Raw genomic sequence first — 15,376 nt, 5'->3', positions numbered from 1 at the left:
GCATGGCTGGCCAACGCAAGAAAGCCTCGCAAGCCCCTGCCCCGCAGGGGCTTGTGTCTTTTGAGGCCCGGCAAGCCGAGCCAGGCTGGGAGGAGTCCGGGGACGACGAGGTAGCCGATGATGCGGCGGCCGGCGCCGCGCCGGAAATCCGCGAGCTGACCGTGGGCGCCGGCGAGCATGGCCAGCGCGTGGACAAGGTCCTGGCATCGGGCGTGAGCGAGTTCTCGCGCAGCTATCTGCAGCAGTTGCTGGCCGATGGTGCCGTGACCCTGAACGGCAAGGTGCTGACCAAATCCTCGGCCAAGGTAGGCGCCGGCGACCGGCTGCGGGTGGAAATGCGCCCGACCCAGCAAAGCATGGCCTTCCAGCCCGAAGCCATGACGCTGGAAGTGGTCTACGAGGATGACGACCTGCTGGTGGTCAACAAGCCTGCGGGCCTGGTGGTGCACCCGGCGCCCGGCAACTGGACGGGGACGCTGCTCAACGGCCTGCTGGCGCGCGACGAAAAGGCGCGGCAGGTGCCGCGCGCGGGCATCGTCCACCGGCTGGACAAGGACACCAGCGGCTTGATGGTGGTGGCGCGCAACCGCGCGACCATGGATGCGCTGGTCAAGATGATCGCGGCGCGCGACGTGAGCCGGCAGTACCTGGCCATCGCCCATGTGCCGGGCAAGGGCTGGGGGCCGCGCAGGCATCGCGAAGTCGATGCGCCCATAGGCCGCGATCCGCGCAACCGCCTGCGCATGGCGGTGGTGGACATGGCGCAGCACCCGGGCAAGCCGGCGCGTACCGACTTCGACTGGCTGGCCGGAGATGCGCAGCACTGCCTGGTGCGCTGCACGCTGCATACCGGGCGGACCCACCAGATTCGCGTGCACATGGCTTCGCTCTCGCACCCGCTGGTGGCCGATGCCGTATATGGCGGCCGGCCCGAGGGCGGGCTGGAGCGCCAGGCCCTGCATGCGTTCAGGCTCGCCTTCGTCCATCCGATGTCGCAAAAGCCGCTGGTCCTGCATGCTCCCTTGCCGCCGGATATGGCGAGCGCCCTGGAAAATTGGGGTCTGCGTTACAATCTGCAGGAAAGCCTCTGACCCAGGGCTTGTGCAAGCAAGGCCGCGCCGAAGACAGCGCCCCAGGGCAAATGTCTTGCCTGAACCGGATTTGCACAAACCGTATGACCATCTCTGCGTGGCATCTTCTGGGCGCTTCCTCTCTTCTTTGATTTGGCGTCCCACCGGATAGAGGTGCGACAGCCGTTCCCGAAACGCTGCACCCATGAATACGGTAGATGCCAAGCGGGTTCTTGAAACAGCATTGATTTGTGCCCCGCAGCCAGTCACGTTGCGCGAGTTGCGCTCACTTTTTGACGATGTGCTGGGTTCGGACACGCTCAAGGACTTGTTGCTTTCCTTGCAAAAGGACTGGGCGCTCAAGGGCGTGGAACTGGTGCAGGTGGCTTCGGGCTGGCGCTTTCAGAGCCGGCCCGAGATGCGCGTCTACCTGGACCGGCTGCATCCCGAAAAGCCGCCCAAGTACACGCGGGCGACACTGGAGACGCTGGCCATCATCGCCTACCGCCAGCCTGTGACGCGCGGGGATATCGAGGACATCCGGGGGGTGACGGTCAACAGCCTGCTGATCAAGCAGCTGGAGGACCGGGGCTGGATCGAGGTGATCGGCCACCGCGAGACCGTGGGACGTCCGGCGCTGTTCGCCACGACGCGCCAGTTCCTGGACGACCTGGGCCTGCAGTCGCTGGACCAGCTGCCCATGCTGGAGGAAACGCAGGCCCAGCAAAGCCTGTTCAAGTCGCTGGAAGAGGGGGCAGAACAAGTGCCTGCCGTGCCGGAGGACGAGGCGCAGACCGCCGCGGTCGATCCGGTGCCGGAATCCGGGCAAAGTCCGCAGGATGGTGCCGGGCCTGCTGCGGGCGGGCCGGAACTGGCGGCGGAGCCTTCCGTCGAGGAGGCGGGCGAGGTTTTGCCGCAGCCTTCGGACGACTCGCCAAAGGAGCTGGAGCAGGCCGGCAAAGCGATGGATGAGGGCGAGCCGGGTGATGAGCGGGTGCCTCCGCCTGTCGCTGAGCCGCCGGTGGAGACAGGGCAGAGGTCGCCCAAGCCGGCGCCCACGGCGTCGCTAAAGCCTGTGCCGGCGGGCCAAGCCGACCGTGCCAAGCGCGCCCCCGAGCCAAAGCCGGGCCGGCGTGAATGGATGGGCCTGAAGGCCTTTCTGGAAGACGACTATGGCGTCGAAGAAGACGATGCCGACGAAGCGAAAGCAATTGCGCCGGACGCGCTGCCCGAGCAGGGCGAGCCGGCAGACGACATGAATATGGATGACGGCAATGGATCCATTGCCGAAGGAAAATCTCAATGAACGAGACATCGACCCAGATGCAGGATGGACAGGCTCTGCCATCCGAAGCGGACGCCAGCGCTGCCGCGAAGAAGCCGCGCAAGCCCCGGACCACCCAGCCCAAGGACGGCGCTGCGGCCGAGAAAAAGCCTGCTGCTCCGCGCAAGCGTGCGGCGGCAAAGCCCCGCAAGGCAGCCGAGAAGAGCCTGCCGGAAGCGGTTGCCGATGCCGCGCCGCTGGCTGAAGCTGTGCCGGAGCCGTTGGAGGTCGTGGGCTCCGCCCAAGAGCATGCTGACGGGGATGCTCTTGAAATGGAAGCAGATGCCGTCGAACAGACGGGCGCTGCAGCCAGAAACAATGCCAGGGCGCAGAAGAAGGCTTCGCAGGGCTATGGCTTTGCCGACGTGGTCTCCGGCGAATTCGATGCCGACGAGGAAAACGGCGCGGCCATGCCGGCCAAGCGCGTGCTCCAGCCCCAGGTGGATTCACCCAAGCTGCACAAGGTGCTGGCCCAGGCGGGCCTGGGCTCGCGCCTGGAAATGGAGCAGATGATTCTGGAAGGCCGCATCTCGGTCAACAACGAGCCTGCCCACATCGGCCAGCGCATCCAGTTCGGCGACACGGTCAAGGTCAACGGCAAGCCGATACGCTTTCGCATCGACCCGCCGCCGGCCCGCGTGATCGCCTACCACAAGCCCGTGGGCGAGGTCGTCACGCATGACGATCCGCAGAACCGTCCCACGGTGTTCCGCAAGCTGCCCAAGCTGCAGCATGGCAAGTGGCAGTCCGTGGGCCGCCTGGACCTGAATACCGAAGGCCTGCTGCTGTTCACCAGCTCGGGTGAGCTCGCCAACTCCCTCATGCACCCGCGCTTCGGCCTGGAGCGCGAATACGCGGCCCGCGTGCTGGGTGCGCTGAGCAGCGAGGAAAAGCAGCGCCTGCTGGACGGCGTGCAGCTGGAGGACGGCGAAGCCGCCTTCGGTTCCATCGAGGACGGCGGCGGCGAAGGCGCCAACTGCTGGTATCGCGTCACCATCTCCGAGGGCCGCAACCGCGAGGTGCGCCGCATGTTCGAGGCCGTGGGCCACGCGGTCAGCCGCCTGATCCGCATCCGCTACGGCGCCATGATGCTGCCGCGCGGCCTGAAGCGCGGCGCCTGGGTGGAGCTGGATCAGGCGGACATCCAGGCGCTGATGGCGGTGGCCGGCGTCAAGGAGCGCCCCGCCGTCGACCGCTCGGCCCACAACGGCCGTGGCGGCAATCGCAACAGCCGCAACGGCCGGGGCAATGGCGGCCGCGGCGGCTTCAATGCCGACCGTCCCCAGAGCGGCCGCCGCGAAGGGGGTGGCCAGCGCCGCGGCGAGTGGGACGGCAACCGCCCAGCGCCCAGCGGCATGCTGGGTGACCGGCCCGATCGCCCGCGCGGCAAGGCGCTTGGCGGCAGCAAGAAAGGCGCGGCCGGCGGACGTACGCAAGGCAGCCAGCCCGATCCCATGCGCACCTCGGTGGGCTATATCGGCGGCGACAGCCTTTCGCGCGCGCGCCAGAACGCCAAGCGCGGCCCCGGTGGTCGCCGTGGCGGCCGCTGAGAGCGGCCCGCTGCCAGTATTTGAGTGGTGCCGCGTGGCCCGGGTTCGCCCAGGTCTATGGCGGCACCGCTAAAATCGACGGTTTTGCCTTTCCGGCAAAAACCATAGTAACCCTGAGTAGGAACCAAACACCATGGCTATCGAACGCACTCTCTCCATCATCAAGCCCGACGCAGTTGCCAAGAACGTGATCGGCCAAATCTACGCCCGTTTTGAAGCTGCCGGCCTGAAGGTCGTGGCCGCCAAGATGGTCCACCTGTCGCGCCTGGAGGCCGAGCAGTTCTACGCCGTGCACAAGGAGCGCCCCTTCTTCAAGGACCTGGTGGACTTCATGGTCTCCGGCCCCGTGATGATCCAGGCCCTGGAAGGCGAGAACGCCATCCTGAAGAACCGTGAGCTGATGGGCGCCACCGACCCCAAGAAGGCCGAGAAGGGCACGATCCGCGCCGACTTCGCCGACAGCATCGACGCCAACGCCGTGCACGGCTCCGACGCCGCTGAAACCGCAGCCGTGGAAGTGGCATTCTTCTTCCCCGGCATGAACGTTTACTCGCGTTAATCCACGCTGGCTTTCTGCCGCATGCTTTCGCTCTGACGCCAGGGCTTCGCGTTTGCGGAGCCGGTGTCAGCAGCGCAAGCCGCAGGCAACGGCGTGGCAAACCCAGGCCGTTCAATGCCTCCGGTGTTGGACCGCCACCTGCAGCCACCTGCCGATATGACAACCAATTTGCTTGATTTCGACCTCGAGGGCCTGACCGCATACTGCGAGCAGCTCGGGGAGAAGCGTTTCCGCGCCACGCAGCTTTTCCGCTGGATCCACCAGCGCGGCGCCAGCGATTTCGACCAGATGACCGATCTGGCCAAGTCCCTGCGCGAAAAGCTCAAGAGCCGGGCCCACATCACCGCCTTGCCCGTCGTGACCGAACATGTCTCGGCCGACGGTACCGTGAAGTGGCTTTTCGACGTGGGTGACGGCAATGCCGTCGAATCCGTTTTCATTCCCGAGGACGACCGCGGCACGCTGTGCGTGTCGTCCCAGGCCGGCTGCGCGGTGGGCTGCCGCTTTTGCTCGACGGGGCATCAGGGCTTCAGCCGCAATCTGACCACGGGCGAGATCCTGGCGCAGCTGTGGTACGCGGAGCATGCGCTGAGAAAGCGCCTGGGCACCGACGAGCGCGTCATCTCCAACGTGGTGATGATGGGCATGGGCGAGCCGCTGCAGAACTATGGCGCCCTGGTGCCGGCGCTCAGGGCGATGCTGGACGACCACGGCTACGGCCTGTCGCGGCGCCGCGTGACGGTGTCCACCTCGGGCGTGGTGCCCATGATGGACCGCCTGGCCAAGGATTGCCCGGTGGCGCTGGCCGTGTCGCTGCACGCGCCCAACGATCCGCTGCGCGACAACCTGGTGCCGCTGAACAAGAAGTACCCCATCGCCGAGTTGCTGGATGCCTGCCTGCGCTATCTGGAATTCGCGCCGCGCGACTTCATCACTTTCGAATATTGCATGCTCGATGGCGTCAATGATCAGCCTGAGCATGCGCGCCAGCTGATAGAGTTGGTGCGCGCGCGCGGCGATGGCAAGAGCTGGTGCAAATTCAACCTGATTCCGTTCAACCCCTTCCCGGCTTCGGGACTGCTGCGGTCGCCCGCAGCCCGGGTGACCGAATTTGCCAATCTGCTGAACAACGCCGGCATCGTGACGACCGTGCGCAAGACGCGCGGCGACGATATCGACGCGGCCTGCGGCCAGCTGGCCGGGGACGTGAAGGACAGGACTCGTGCTGCCGAGCGCATGGCAAGGCAGCGCACCATCACCCTCAAGCAGGTGTCTTGAGGGACATTCGCAAGAGGGAACCGTACATGCAGGCAGTGGCAGGACAACCGCGCGGAAAACATGGGGGCTCGTGGAGGTCATGGGCCTGGTGGGGAATGCCGGTTGTCGCTGCTGTGCTGGCAGGCTGCGCCAGCAACTCGGCCAGCACGCTGGTGCCGCCCACGGCGACCGCGACGGCCAATGCGCCCGCAGCCGATGCCCAGCGCCGCGCCCAGATCCGCCTGGAACTGGCCGCCAACTATTTCCAGGCCGGGCGCCTGGATGTGGCCACGGAAGAGGTGGGCCAGGCCCTCGCCGCCAATCCCAACTATGCCGATGCCTATGGGCTGCTGGGCCTGATCCTGATGCAGAACCGCGACTGGCCCAAGGCCGACATCGCCATGCGCAAGGCCATGGAGCTGAGCCCGCAGGACGGCAACCAGATCCACAACTACGGCTGGCTGCAGTGCCAGCAGCAGAACTTCGACCAGGCCCAGCAATGGTTCGACAAGGCGATGAAGGCGCCGGGCTACCGCGAGCAGCCCAAGACCCTGCTGGCCAAGGGCCTGTGCTACCAGCAGGCCGGCCAGCTGGAGCCGGCCTACCAGAACCTGTTCAGCGCGTACGAGATGGACGTGGGCAACCCCGCGGCGGCCTACAACCTCTCCAACGTGCTGTGGCAAAAGGGCGAGGCCAAGAAGGCCCAGTTCTATATTCGCCGCCTGAACAATACCAACCAGTCCAGCGCCGAGAGCCTGTGGCTGGGCATCAAGATCGACAGGGCTTTGCGCGACGACATCGGTGTGCGCCAGCTGGCCGATCAATTGCAGCGACGTTTCCCGCAATCGCGCCAGTGGCTCGCGTATGAGCGGGGTGCATTCAATGAGTGACAGTGCGGTGGACAAGGTGAATATGCAAAGCGACGAGCAAGTGCAGCCCCAGATGACGGCCGGTGCCCTGCTGCGCCAGGCCCGCGAGGCCGCGCGCGTGCAGCTGCCCAGCCTGGCGGCGACATTGAAGGTGCCGCAAGGCAAGCTGGAGGCCCTGGAGGCCGACGACTACGCAGCCTTTCCCGACCACGTGTTCATGCGGGCGCTGGCCATGGGCATGTGCCGCACCTTGCGCATCGATGCGGCCCCGGTGCTGGCTGCACTGCCGCGCACCGAGCCCAAGAGCCTGAGCAAGGCCGGCCCGGGCATCAATGCCACCGTCAAGGAGCGCAGCCATTTCCGCAGCGCGGGCACCTCGCTGGGTGGCTCTTCCCACGGTTCGCGCAAAGTCGTGGCCGGCGTGCTGCTGCTGCTGGCGGCTGCGGCAGCCGTCTATTTCGTGCCGCTGCACCAGAGCGGCGATGCCGGGCCGCAAGCCCAGGCGCCTGCCGCTGCGGCGGCTGCCCACGGCGCGGCCGATGCAGGGGCCGCCGCCGGCAGCACCGTCACCAGCCCGGTGGCGAGCCAGGCGCCGGCGGCAGCCCCGGGCAGCAGCAGCGAGGCCGTGACGGCCGACGCGGTCAATGCGGCCACGCCGGTGCAGCCGCCTGCCGCAGCAGCGCCCGCAGCGGAGCCGGCCAGTTCCGCAGCGGCGGCAAGTGCAGCCGGCAGCGCTGCTGCCCAGGCTCCGGTGGCCGCCGCCCCTGCGCAAGCCTCTGGCGCCGTCCTGGAAATGCGCGCCAGCGCACAATCGTGGGTCAAGGTCAGGGATGCCAAGGGCAAGGTGGTGCTGGAAAAGACGCTGGCCAAGGATGAGGCCGTGACCGCCGGCGGCGAGCTGCCCCTGTCCGTGATCGTGGGCAATGCCAAGGGTACCCAGGTACTGGTGCGCGGCGAGCCGCTGGACATCGCGGGCACGCGCGACAACGTGGCCCGCTTCGAGGTGAAGTGATCCTCAAGGTGACAAGAGTGCAAGATTCCGAGAATTCGCAGCAGCCGGGCGAGGCGGCACCCATCGCGATCGCATCGCCGCTGCCGCGCCGCTCGCGCCAGGCGCGCGTGGTCTGGCGCAACAACGTGGTCACCGTGGGCGGCGACGCGCCCGTGCGCGTGCAGTCCATGACCAATACCGACACCGTGGATGCCGTGGAGACTGCCATCCAGGTGCGCCAGCTGGCCCAGGCGGGCTCGGAGATGGTGCGCATCACCGTCAACACGCCCGAGGCCGCGGCCGCCGTGCCCTACATCCGCGAGCAGCTGGACCGCATGGGCGAGTACGTGCCGCTGGTGGGCGACTTCCACTACAACGGCCACCGCCTGCTGACCGACTACCCGGCCTGCGCCGAGGCGCTGTCCAAGTACCGCATCAACCCCGGCAACGTGGGCAAGGGCGACAAGAAGGACCGCCAGTTCGGCCAGATGATCGAGATTGCCGCCAAATACGACAAGGCAGTGCGCATCGGCGTGAACTGGGGCTCGCTGGACCAGGAAATCATGGCCGAGCTGATGGATGCCAACAGCCGGCGTGCCCGTCCCTGGGATACGCGCCAGGTCATGTACGAGGCGCTGATCACCTCGGCCGTCTCGTCCGCGCGCCGCGCCGAGGAGATGGGCCTGAACGGCGACAACATCATCCTCTCGTGCAAGGTCAGCGGCGTGCAGGACCTGATCTCGGTCTACCGTGCGCTGGCGCAGCGCTGCGACTATGCGCTGCACCTGGGCCTGACCGAGGCCGGCATGGGCACCAAGGGCACGGTGGCCTCCACCGCCGCGCTGTCCGTGCTGCTGCAGGAAGGCATCGGCGACACCATCCGCGTCTCGCTCACGCCCCAGCCCGGCGAGGCGCGCACGCAGGAAGTGGTGGTGGCCTCCGAAATCCTGCAGGCTCTGGGCCTGCGCGTGTTCGTGCCCAGCGTCACGGCCTGTCCGGGCTGCGGGCGCACGACCAGCACCACCTTCCAGGAGCTGGCCAAGCGCATCGACGACTTCCTGCGCGGCGAAATGCCGCTCTGGCGTGCCCGCTATCCGGGCGTGGAAGCCATGAAGGTGGCCGTGATGGGCTGCATCGTCAACGGTCCCGGCGAGAGCAAGCATGCCGACATCGGCATCAGCCTGCCGGGCACGGGCGAGGCGCCTGCGGCGCCGGTCTTCATCGATGGCGAGAAGGCGATGACGCTGCGCGGCGAGCGCATTGCCGAAGAGTTCCAGGCCATCGTCCAGGACTATGTGCAGCGCCGCTACGGCACCCGCGGCTGAACCGGCAAACAGGGGAAGGAGCGGCTTGCTGGCACAATGGTCGCAAGCCTGTCTCAGGAATTGATAGCAGCTAGCGCGCTATCCATATGAATTTGATTATGGTTTCTCTGTGAAATCAAGGTTTGCTGCGCGCAGCAAGCTCCTTTTTTCAGAGTAGCCCAGATGTGAGATTTCACGTGGCCAAGAACGAAAAACTGACCGCCATCAAAGGCATGAACGACATCCTCCCGCCCGATTCCGCGCGCTGGGAGTGGTTCGAGGGCAAGGTGCGCGACCTGATGGGACGCTTTGCCTACCGCAACATCCGCACGCCCATCGTCGAGCCCACGGCCCTGTTCGTGCGCGGCCTGGGCGAGGTGACCGACATCGTCGAGAAGGAGATGTACTCCTTCGAGGACAAGCTCAACGGCGAGCACCTGACCATCCGTCCCGAAGGCACGGCCGGCGTGGTGCGTGCCATCGTCGAGAACAACCTGCTGTACGACGGCGGCAAGCGCCTGTTCTACATCGGCCCCATGTTCCGCCACGAGCGCCCGCAGCGCGGCCGCTACCGCCAGTTCCACCAGGTGGGCGTGGAAGCCATGGGCTTTGCCGGCCCCGAGCTGGACGCCGAAGTCATCCTGCTGGCCGACCAGCTCTGGAAGGAGCTGGGCATCGAGGGCGTGCGCCTGGAGCTCAACAGCCTGGGCCAGCCCGAGGAGCGCAAGGCCCACCGCGAGGCGCTGGTCGCCTATTTCGAGCAGCACACCGGCGTGATGGACGAAGAGGCCAGGCGCCGCATGTACACCAACCCGCTGCGTGTGCTGGACACCAAGAACCCTGCCATGCAGGAAATGGTCAACGCCGCGCCCAAGCTGTTCGACTACCTGGGCGAGGCTTCCAAGGCCCACCTGAAGGCCGTGCAGGACATCCTGGATGCCAACGGCGTGGCCTGGACGCTGAACCCGCGCCTGGTGCGAGGCATGGACTACTACAACCTCACGGTGTTCGAGTTCATCACCGACAAGCTGGGCTCGCAGGGCACGATCTGCGGCGGCGGCCGCTACGACTACCTGATCGAGGAAATCGGCGGCAAGCCCGCTCCGGCCGTGGGCTGGGGCATGGGCATCGAGCGCGTGCTCGAGCTGCTCAAGGAAATCGGCGCCGAGATCCCGCAGCCCGCGGCCGACGCCTATGCCATCATTCCCGATGCAGCGGCGCTGCCCCAGGTCTTCCAGACCGTGCAGCGTCTGCGCGCTGCCGGCGTGGCCGTGCAGATGCATGCGGCCGCCGGCGGCTCCGCCGAAGGCATGGGCTCGATGAAATCCCAGTTCAAGAAGGCCGATGCCTCGGGTGCGCGCTTTGCGCTGATCTTCGGTGCGGACGAGCTGGCCCAGGGCATGGTCACGGTCAAGGCGCTGCGTGACGGGCAGGGCGCGCAGCAGCAGCAATCCCTGGCGCAGGTTCAGGACTGGGCCGACACCCTAAAATCGGCCGACTGAGCTCCATCCCGTTAACGACCCAGCACAACAACACAAGCCATGGCAAGTCATTTCGACCTTGAAGAACAAGAGCAACTCGATCAGCTCAAGCATTTCTGGAACACCTGGGGCACGCTGATCACCAGCGTGCTGGTGGTGATCTTCCTGGGCTTGGCCGGCTGGAATGGCTACCAGTACTGGCAAAAGCGCCAGGCCGTGCAGGCGGCGGCGCTCGAGCATGCCGTCGACGTGGCCCTGGCCGGCAAGGACCAGGCCCGTGCCGACCAGGCGTTTGCCGAGCTCAAGAGCAAATTCGGCGGCACCGTGCAGGCGGCCCAGACCGGCCTGCTGGTGGCCAAGGCTGCGGTGGATGCGGGCAAGTTCGACGATGCCAGGGCCGCGCTGGCCTGGGTGGCCGAGACGGGCGACGAGGGCTACAAGGCCATCGCCAAGATCCGCCTGTCCACCGTGCTGGAGCAGCAAAAGCAGTTCGACGAAGGCCTGAAGGCGCTGGAAGGCTCCATGCCCGAATCCTTCTCCGGGCTGCAGGCCGACCGCCGCGGCGACCTGTATGCGGCCCTCGGCAAGCCGCAGGAGGCCGTGGCCCAGTACCAGATCGCCTACAAGGCGCTGGACAAGGATCTGGACTACCGCCACCTGATCGAGTTCAAGCTCAATGCGCTGGGCGCCACGCCTGCCACCGTGGCCCAGGCCAAGACAACGCCATCGGAGAACTAATCTTGAAGACTTTTGCCTGCTCAATGAAGTCCGCAATGAAATCGCCTGCCGTGCCGCGCTGGCTGGCCGTGTCCGCGCTGTCCATGGCCCTGGGCGCCTGCTCCATCTTCAGCAGCAGCGGCGAAAAGCCCAAGCCGCTGGACCTGGGGCCCAATCCCGGCCTGATCCAGGTTCACCAGGCCTGGACGGCCAAGCTGGGCAGCGAAGCGCCCCTGGCCATGCCGGCGCTGGTGCGCGGCGATACCGTGACCCTGGTGGCCAAGGACGGCAGCGTGACCACGCTGGATGGCCGCACCGGCAACCAGCTGGGCAAGATCAGCGCGGGCGAGCCTCTGACCACCGGCGTGGGCAGCGATGGCGAGCGCACGGCCATGGTGACCGGCAGCAACCAGCTGCTGGTGTTTGCCGAAGGCAAGAAGCTGTGGTCCCACAAGCTGCAGGCCGCCGTCTACACGCCGCCGCTGGTGGCCGGCGGGCGCGTGTTCGTGATGGCTGCGGACCGCTCGCTGTCGGCCTTCGATGCCAACACCGGCCGCGAGCTGTGGTTTGCCGACCGTCCGGGCGAGCCCCTGATCCTGCGCCAGCCGGGCGTGCTCATCGCCGTGGGCAACACGCTGGTGGCCGGCCTGTCGGGCCGTCTCGTGGGCGTGGACCCGGATTCGGGTTCCGTGCGCTGGGAGGCTCCCCTGGCCAGCCCGCGCGGCACCAATGACGTGGAGCGCCTGGTGGATCTGGTCGGTCATGTCAGCCGTATCGGCAGCAGCGTTTGCGCACGCGCCTTCCAGGCCTCCGTCGGCTGCGTGGATACCAACAATGCCACGGTGCGCTGGACCCAGAACTCCAAGGGCAGCGATGGCATCGACGGCGACGAGCAATCCGTGTTCGGCGCCGAAAGCAACGGCACGGTGCAGGCATGGCGCCGCGCCGACGGTTCGCGCCTGTGGTCCGTCGACAAGCTGCAGTACCGCAAGCTGACGGCACCGCTGGTGCTGGGCCGCTCGGTGGTGCTGGGCGACGACCTGGGCACGGTGCACCTGCTGTCGCGCGAGGACGGCTCGGCCCTGGCGCGCCTGGAAACCGACAAGACCGGTGTGGCCACGGCCCCGGTGGCGGTGGCCGATACGCTGGTGGTGGTCGGCCGCAGCGGAACTGTGTACGGCTTCCGGCCGGATTGATAAGCATGATCTGCCCGGGCTCTCGCGGGCCTTGCAGATCCCAATAGGTATTTTTGGTAATGAAGCCAGTTATTGCCCTGGTAGGGCGCCCCAATGTGGGCAAGTCGACGCTCTTCAACCGGCTCACGAAGTCGAGGGATGCCATCGTCGCCGACTTTGCAGGGCTGACGCGTGACCGCCATTACGGCCAGGGCCGTCAGGGCAAGCACGAATACATCGTCATCGACACCGGCGGTTTCGAGCCCGATGCGACGCGCGGCATCTTCAAGGAGATGGCCAAGCAGACGCAGCAGGCCGTGGCCGAGGCCGACGTGGTCGTATTCGTGCTCGATGCGCGCGCTGGCCTGTCGGGCCAGGATCATGAGATCGCCCAGTACCTGCGCCGCCTGAGCAAGCCCACGGTGCTGGTGGCCAACAAGGCCGAGGGCATGAAGGACGGCGCGCAGCTGTCCGAGTTCTATGAGCTGGGCCTGGGCGAGGTGATGGCGGTATCGGCCGCGCACGGCCAGGGCGTGCGCAGCCTCGTGGACGCCGCACTGGGCATGCTGAACCTGCCCGAACCCGAAGAGGAAATCTTTGGCGACGACGACCAGCGCCCTGTGCGGCTGGCGGTGGCGGGCCGACCCAATGCCGGCAAGTCCACGCTGATCAACACCTGGCTTGGCGAAGAGCGCCTCGTGGCCTTCGACATGCCCGGCACCACGCGCGATGCCATCACCGTGCCGTTCGAGCGCAACGGCCAGAAATTCGAGCTCATCGACACGGCCGGCCTGCGCCGCAAGGGCCGTGTGTTCGAGGCCATCGAGAAGTTCTCGGTGGTCAAGACGCTGCAGGCCATCGAGACTGCCAATGTGGTGCTGCTGCTCATCGATGCCACGCAGGGCGTGACCGACCAGGACGCCCACATCGCGGGCTACATCCTGGAAAGCGGCCGCTCCGTGGTGCTGGCCATCAACAAATGGGATGCCGTGGACGACTACCAGCGCCAGATGCTGGAGCGCTCCATCGAGTCGCGTCTGTCCTTCCTGAAGTTCGCTCCGCTGCACTTCATCTCGGCCCAGAAGCGCCAGGGCATCGAGCCGCTGTGGAAGTCCATCATCCAGGCCCACCGCGCGGCCACCTGCAAGATGCCCACGCCGGTGCTCACGCGCCTGCTGATGGAGGCCATCCAGTTCCAGACGCCCAAGAAGGTCGGCGCCTACCGTCCCAAGATGCGCTATGCCCACCAGGGCGGCATGAATCCGCCGGTCATCGTGATCCACGGCAATTCGCTGGAGCTGGTCACCGATGCCTACAAGCGCTTCCTGGAAACCCGGTTCCGCAAGGAGTTCAATCTCGTGGGCACGCCGTTGCGCATCGAGATGAAAACCTCCCATAATCCTTTTGCCGACAAGAACAAATGACGTGCCGCAGCGCGTAGGGGAAAACCCTTTTTTGCATGGACCCTGATGGCGCTGTGGTAACGTGTCGGTTTACAACAACACTCTTCGAACACGGAGAATATCGTGAGCAATAAAGGTCAACTCCTCCAAGATCCGTTCCTGAACGCGCTGCGCCGCGAGCATGTGCCGGTTTCCATCTACCTGGTCAACGGCATCAAGCTGCAAGGCCAAATCGAGTCGTTTGACCAATACGTGGTGCTGCTGCGCAACACCGTGACCCAGATGGTCTACAAGCACGCTATCTCCACCATCGTTCCCGGCCGCGCCGTGAATTTCTCCGCCGCAGCCACTGCGGACAACGAAGCCGCCGCCGCTTGATCGGCCGTGCCGTGCTGATGCCTCGCAGCACTGCCTGCGAGGCTCCTCACCCCACGGGAGAGGTATTTGAGTTCTGAATTCTTTGAACGCTCCGCGTCTGCACCGGTGCTGCTGGTGGGCGTGGATTTTGGCTTTCCCCATTTTGACGACGAGCTGGAGGAGCTGGGCCTGCTGGCGCAGACCGCCGGCCTGCAGCCCGTTGCACGCCTGACCTGCAAGCGCAAGGCGCCCGATGCCGCACTGTTCGTGGGCAGCGGCAAGGCCGACGAGATCCGCATGCTGGCCCAGATGCACGGCGCCAAGGAAATCTGGTTCGACCAGGCCCTGAGCCCGGCCCAGCAGCGCAATCTGGAGCGCCATATCCAGATGCCGGTCAACGACCGCACCATGCTGATCCTGGAGATCTTCGCCCAGCGGGCCAGAAGCCACGAGGGCAAGCTGCAGGTGGAACTGGCCCGGCTGCAGTACGTCAGCACGCGCCTGGTGCGCCGCTGGAGCCACCTGGAGCGGCAGATGGGCGGCATCGGCGGCCGCGGCGGCCCGGGCGAAAAGCAGATCGAGCTGGACCGCCGCATGATCGACGAGGCCATCAAGCGCACCAAGGAGCGCCTGAAGAAGGTCAAGAAGCAGCGCACCACCCAGCGGCGCCAGCGCGCGCGCCACGAGGTCTTCAATATTTCGCTGGTGGGCTACACCAATGCCGGCAAGTCCACGCTGTTCAACGCCATGGTCAAGGCCCGCGCCTATGCGGCCGACCAGCTGTTCGCCACGCTGGACACCACCACGCGCCAGATGTATCTGAACGAGGCGCAGGAATCTGTGTCGCTGTCCGATACCGTCGGCTTCATCCGGGACCTGCCGCACGGGCTGGTCGATGCCTTCCAGGCCACGCTGCAGGAAGCCATCGACGCGGATCTGCTGCTGCACGTCGTGGATGCATCGAACCCCGGCTATCCGGAACAAATCCAACAAGTCCAAAAAGTTCTGGCTGAAATCGGGGCTCATGATGTGCCCCAGATCCTGGTCTTCAACAAGCTGGATGCCATCGAGCCCGAGCGCCTGCCTGCCGCGCTGCAGGACGACTACGAGCTCGACGGCGTTCCTGTGCCGCGCGTGTTCGTCAGCGCCCGCTCGGGGCAGGGACTGCCGCAGCTGCGCCAGATGCTGGCGGACCGGGTATTGCAAGCACGAGAGGGGGCTGGCAACGCAGACGATGAAAGGCAGGACGAATCCTCCGGGATGTCCCCTGATTCCGACGCGCAATACTAGGGACTCATGTCTCTATTGGGCACAATGCC

14 protein-coding genes are annotated in these 15,376 nt (G+C 66.2%); all 14 read left to right on the top strand.

From position 1 onward, the window contains the following. Window positions 1–2 precede the first annotated feature (2 nt). The 14 genes from Cte04_RS03120 to hflX all read left to right on the top strand — a co-directional run bounded on the left by Cte04_RS03120 (window position 3) and on the right by hflX (window position 15,347). Window positions 3–1,091 carry an RluA family pseudouridine synthase gene (locus tag Cte04_RS03120; RefSeq protein ID WP_066471524.1) on the top strand — a complete coding sequence of 363 codons (1,089 nt, stop codon included), beginning with the start codon at window positions 3–5 and terminating at the stop codon, window positions 1,089–1,091. 184 nt (window positions 1,092–1,275) lie between these two features. Next, window positions 1,276–2,376, top strand: a complete 1,101-nt coding sequence (gene scpB / locus Cte04_RS03115; protein ID WP_066471516.1) for an SMC-Scp complex subunit ScpB — start codon at window positions 1,276–1,278, stop codon at window positions 2,374–2,376. Continuing rightward, window positions 2,373–3,944, top strand: coding sequence for a pseudouridine synthase (locus tag Cte04_RS03110; RefSeq protein WP_066471514.1), 1,572 nt, complete (start codon window positions 2,373–2,375; stop codon window positions 3,942–3,944). The genes scpB and Cte04_RS03110 overlap by 4 nt, the downstream gene beginning before the upstream one ends. Window positions 3,945–4,077: 133 nt before the next feature. Continuing rightward, complete coding sequence (gene ndk, locus Cte04_RS03105) at window positions 4,078–4,503, top strand: nucleoside-diphosphate kinase (RefSeq protein ID WP_066471512.1); 426 nt, start codon at window positions 4,078–4,080, stop codon at window positions 4,501–4,503. 156 nt (window positions 4,504–4,659) lie between these two features. After that, window positions 4,660–5,781 (top strand): dual-specificity RNA methyltransferase RlmN, encoded by a 1,122-nt coding sequence (gene rlmN / locus Cte04_RS03100; protein ID WP_066471973.1) that lies wholly within the window; start codon window positions 4,660–4,662, stop codon window positions 5,779–5,781. 26 nt (window positions 5,782–5,807) lie between these two features. Further along, window positions 5,808–6,650, top strand: coding sequence for a type IV pilus biogenesis/stability protein PilW (gene pilW, locus Cte04_RS03095; RefSeq protein WP_174522875.1), 843 nt, complete (start codon window positions 5,808–5,810; stop codon window positions 6,648–6,650). Continuing rightward, window positions 6,643–7,641 (top strand): helix-turn-helix domain-containing protein, encoded by a 999-nt coding sequence (locus tag Cte04_RS03090; RefSeq protein ID WP_245633266.1) that lies wholly within the window; start codon window positions 6,643–6,645, stop codon window positions 7,639–7,641. The genes pilW and Cte04_RS03090 overlap by 8 nt, the downstream gene beginning before the upstream one ends. Before the next feature lie 17 nt (window positions 7,642–7,658). Beyond that, window positions 7,659–8,945, top strand: a complete 1,287-nt coding sequence (gene ispG, locus Cte04_RS03085; RefSeq protein ID WP_066471504.1) for a flavodoxin-dependent (E)-4-hydroxy-3-methylbut-2-enyl-diphosphate synthase — start codon at window positions 7,659–7,661, stop codon at window positions 8,943–8,945. Between the two features lie 212 nt (window positions 8,946–9,157). Then, the gene (gene hisS / locus Cte04_RS03080; protein WP_217997563.1) at window positions 9,158–10,426 is read left to right on the top strand and encodes a histidine--tRNA ligase; all 1,269 of its coding nucleotides are present in this window, start codon (window positions 9,158–9,160) and stop codon (window positions 10,424–10,426) included. 39 nt (window positions 10,427–10,465) lie between these two features. Beyond that, on the top strand, window positions 10,466–11,143 hold the full coding sequence (locus tag Cte04_RS03075) for a YfgM family protein (protein ID WP_066471499.1): 678 nt from the start codon (window positions 10,466–10,468) through the stop codon (window positions 11,141–11,143). A 35-nt stretch (window positions 11,144–11,178) separates the two neighbouring features. Continuing rightward, complete coding sequence (gene bamB / locus Cte04_RS03070; protein ID WP_245633265.1) at window positions 11,179–12,318, top strand: outer membrane protein assembly factor BamB; 1,140 nt, start codon at window positions 11,179–11,181, stop codon at window positions 12,316–12,318. A 59-nt stretch (window positions 12,319–12,377) separates the two neighbouring features. After that, complete coding sequence (der, locus tag Cte04_RS03065; protein WP_066471496.1) at window positions 12,378–13,721, top strand: ribosome biogenesis GTPase Der; 1,344 nt, start codon at window positions 12,378–12,380, stop codon at window positions 13,719–13,721. A 102-nt stretch (window positions 13,722–13,823) separates the two neighbouring features. Next, window positions 13,824–14,078: an RNA chaperone Hfq gene (hfq, locus tag Cte04_RS03060; protein WP_066471490.1), complete on the top strand. Its 255-nt coding sequence runs from the start codon at window positions 13,824–13,826 to the stop codon at window positions 14,076–14,078. A gap of 66 nt (window positions 14,079–14,144) precedes the next feature. Beyond that, window positions 14,145–15,347, top strand: a complete 1,203-nt coding sequence (hflX, locus tag Cte04_RS03055) for a GTPase HflX (RefSeq protein WP_066471488.1) — start codon at window positions 14,145–14,147, stop codon at window positions 15,345–15,347. Window positions 15,348–15,376: the final 29 nt, after the last annotated feature.

It is taken from the genome of Comamonas terrae, from assembly GCF_001544075.1.
Classification (GTDB): Bacteria; Pseudomonadota; Gammaproteobacteria; order Burkholderiales; family Burkholderiaceae_C; genus Comamonas; species Comamonas terrae.
Note: the sequence above shows the minus strand (reverse complement) of the source record. Positions and strands in the feature narration are given on the sequence as shown.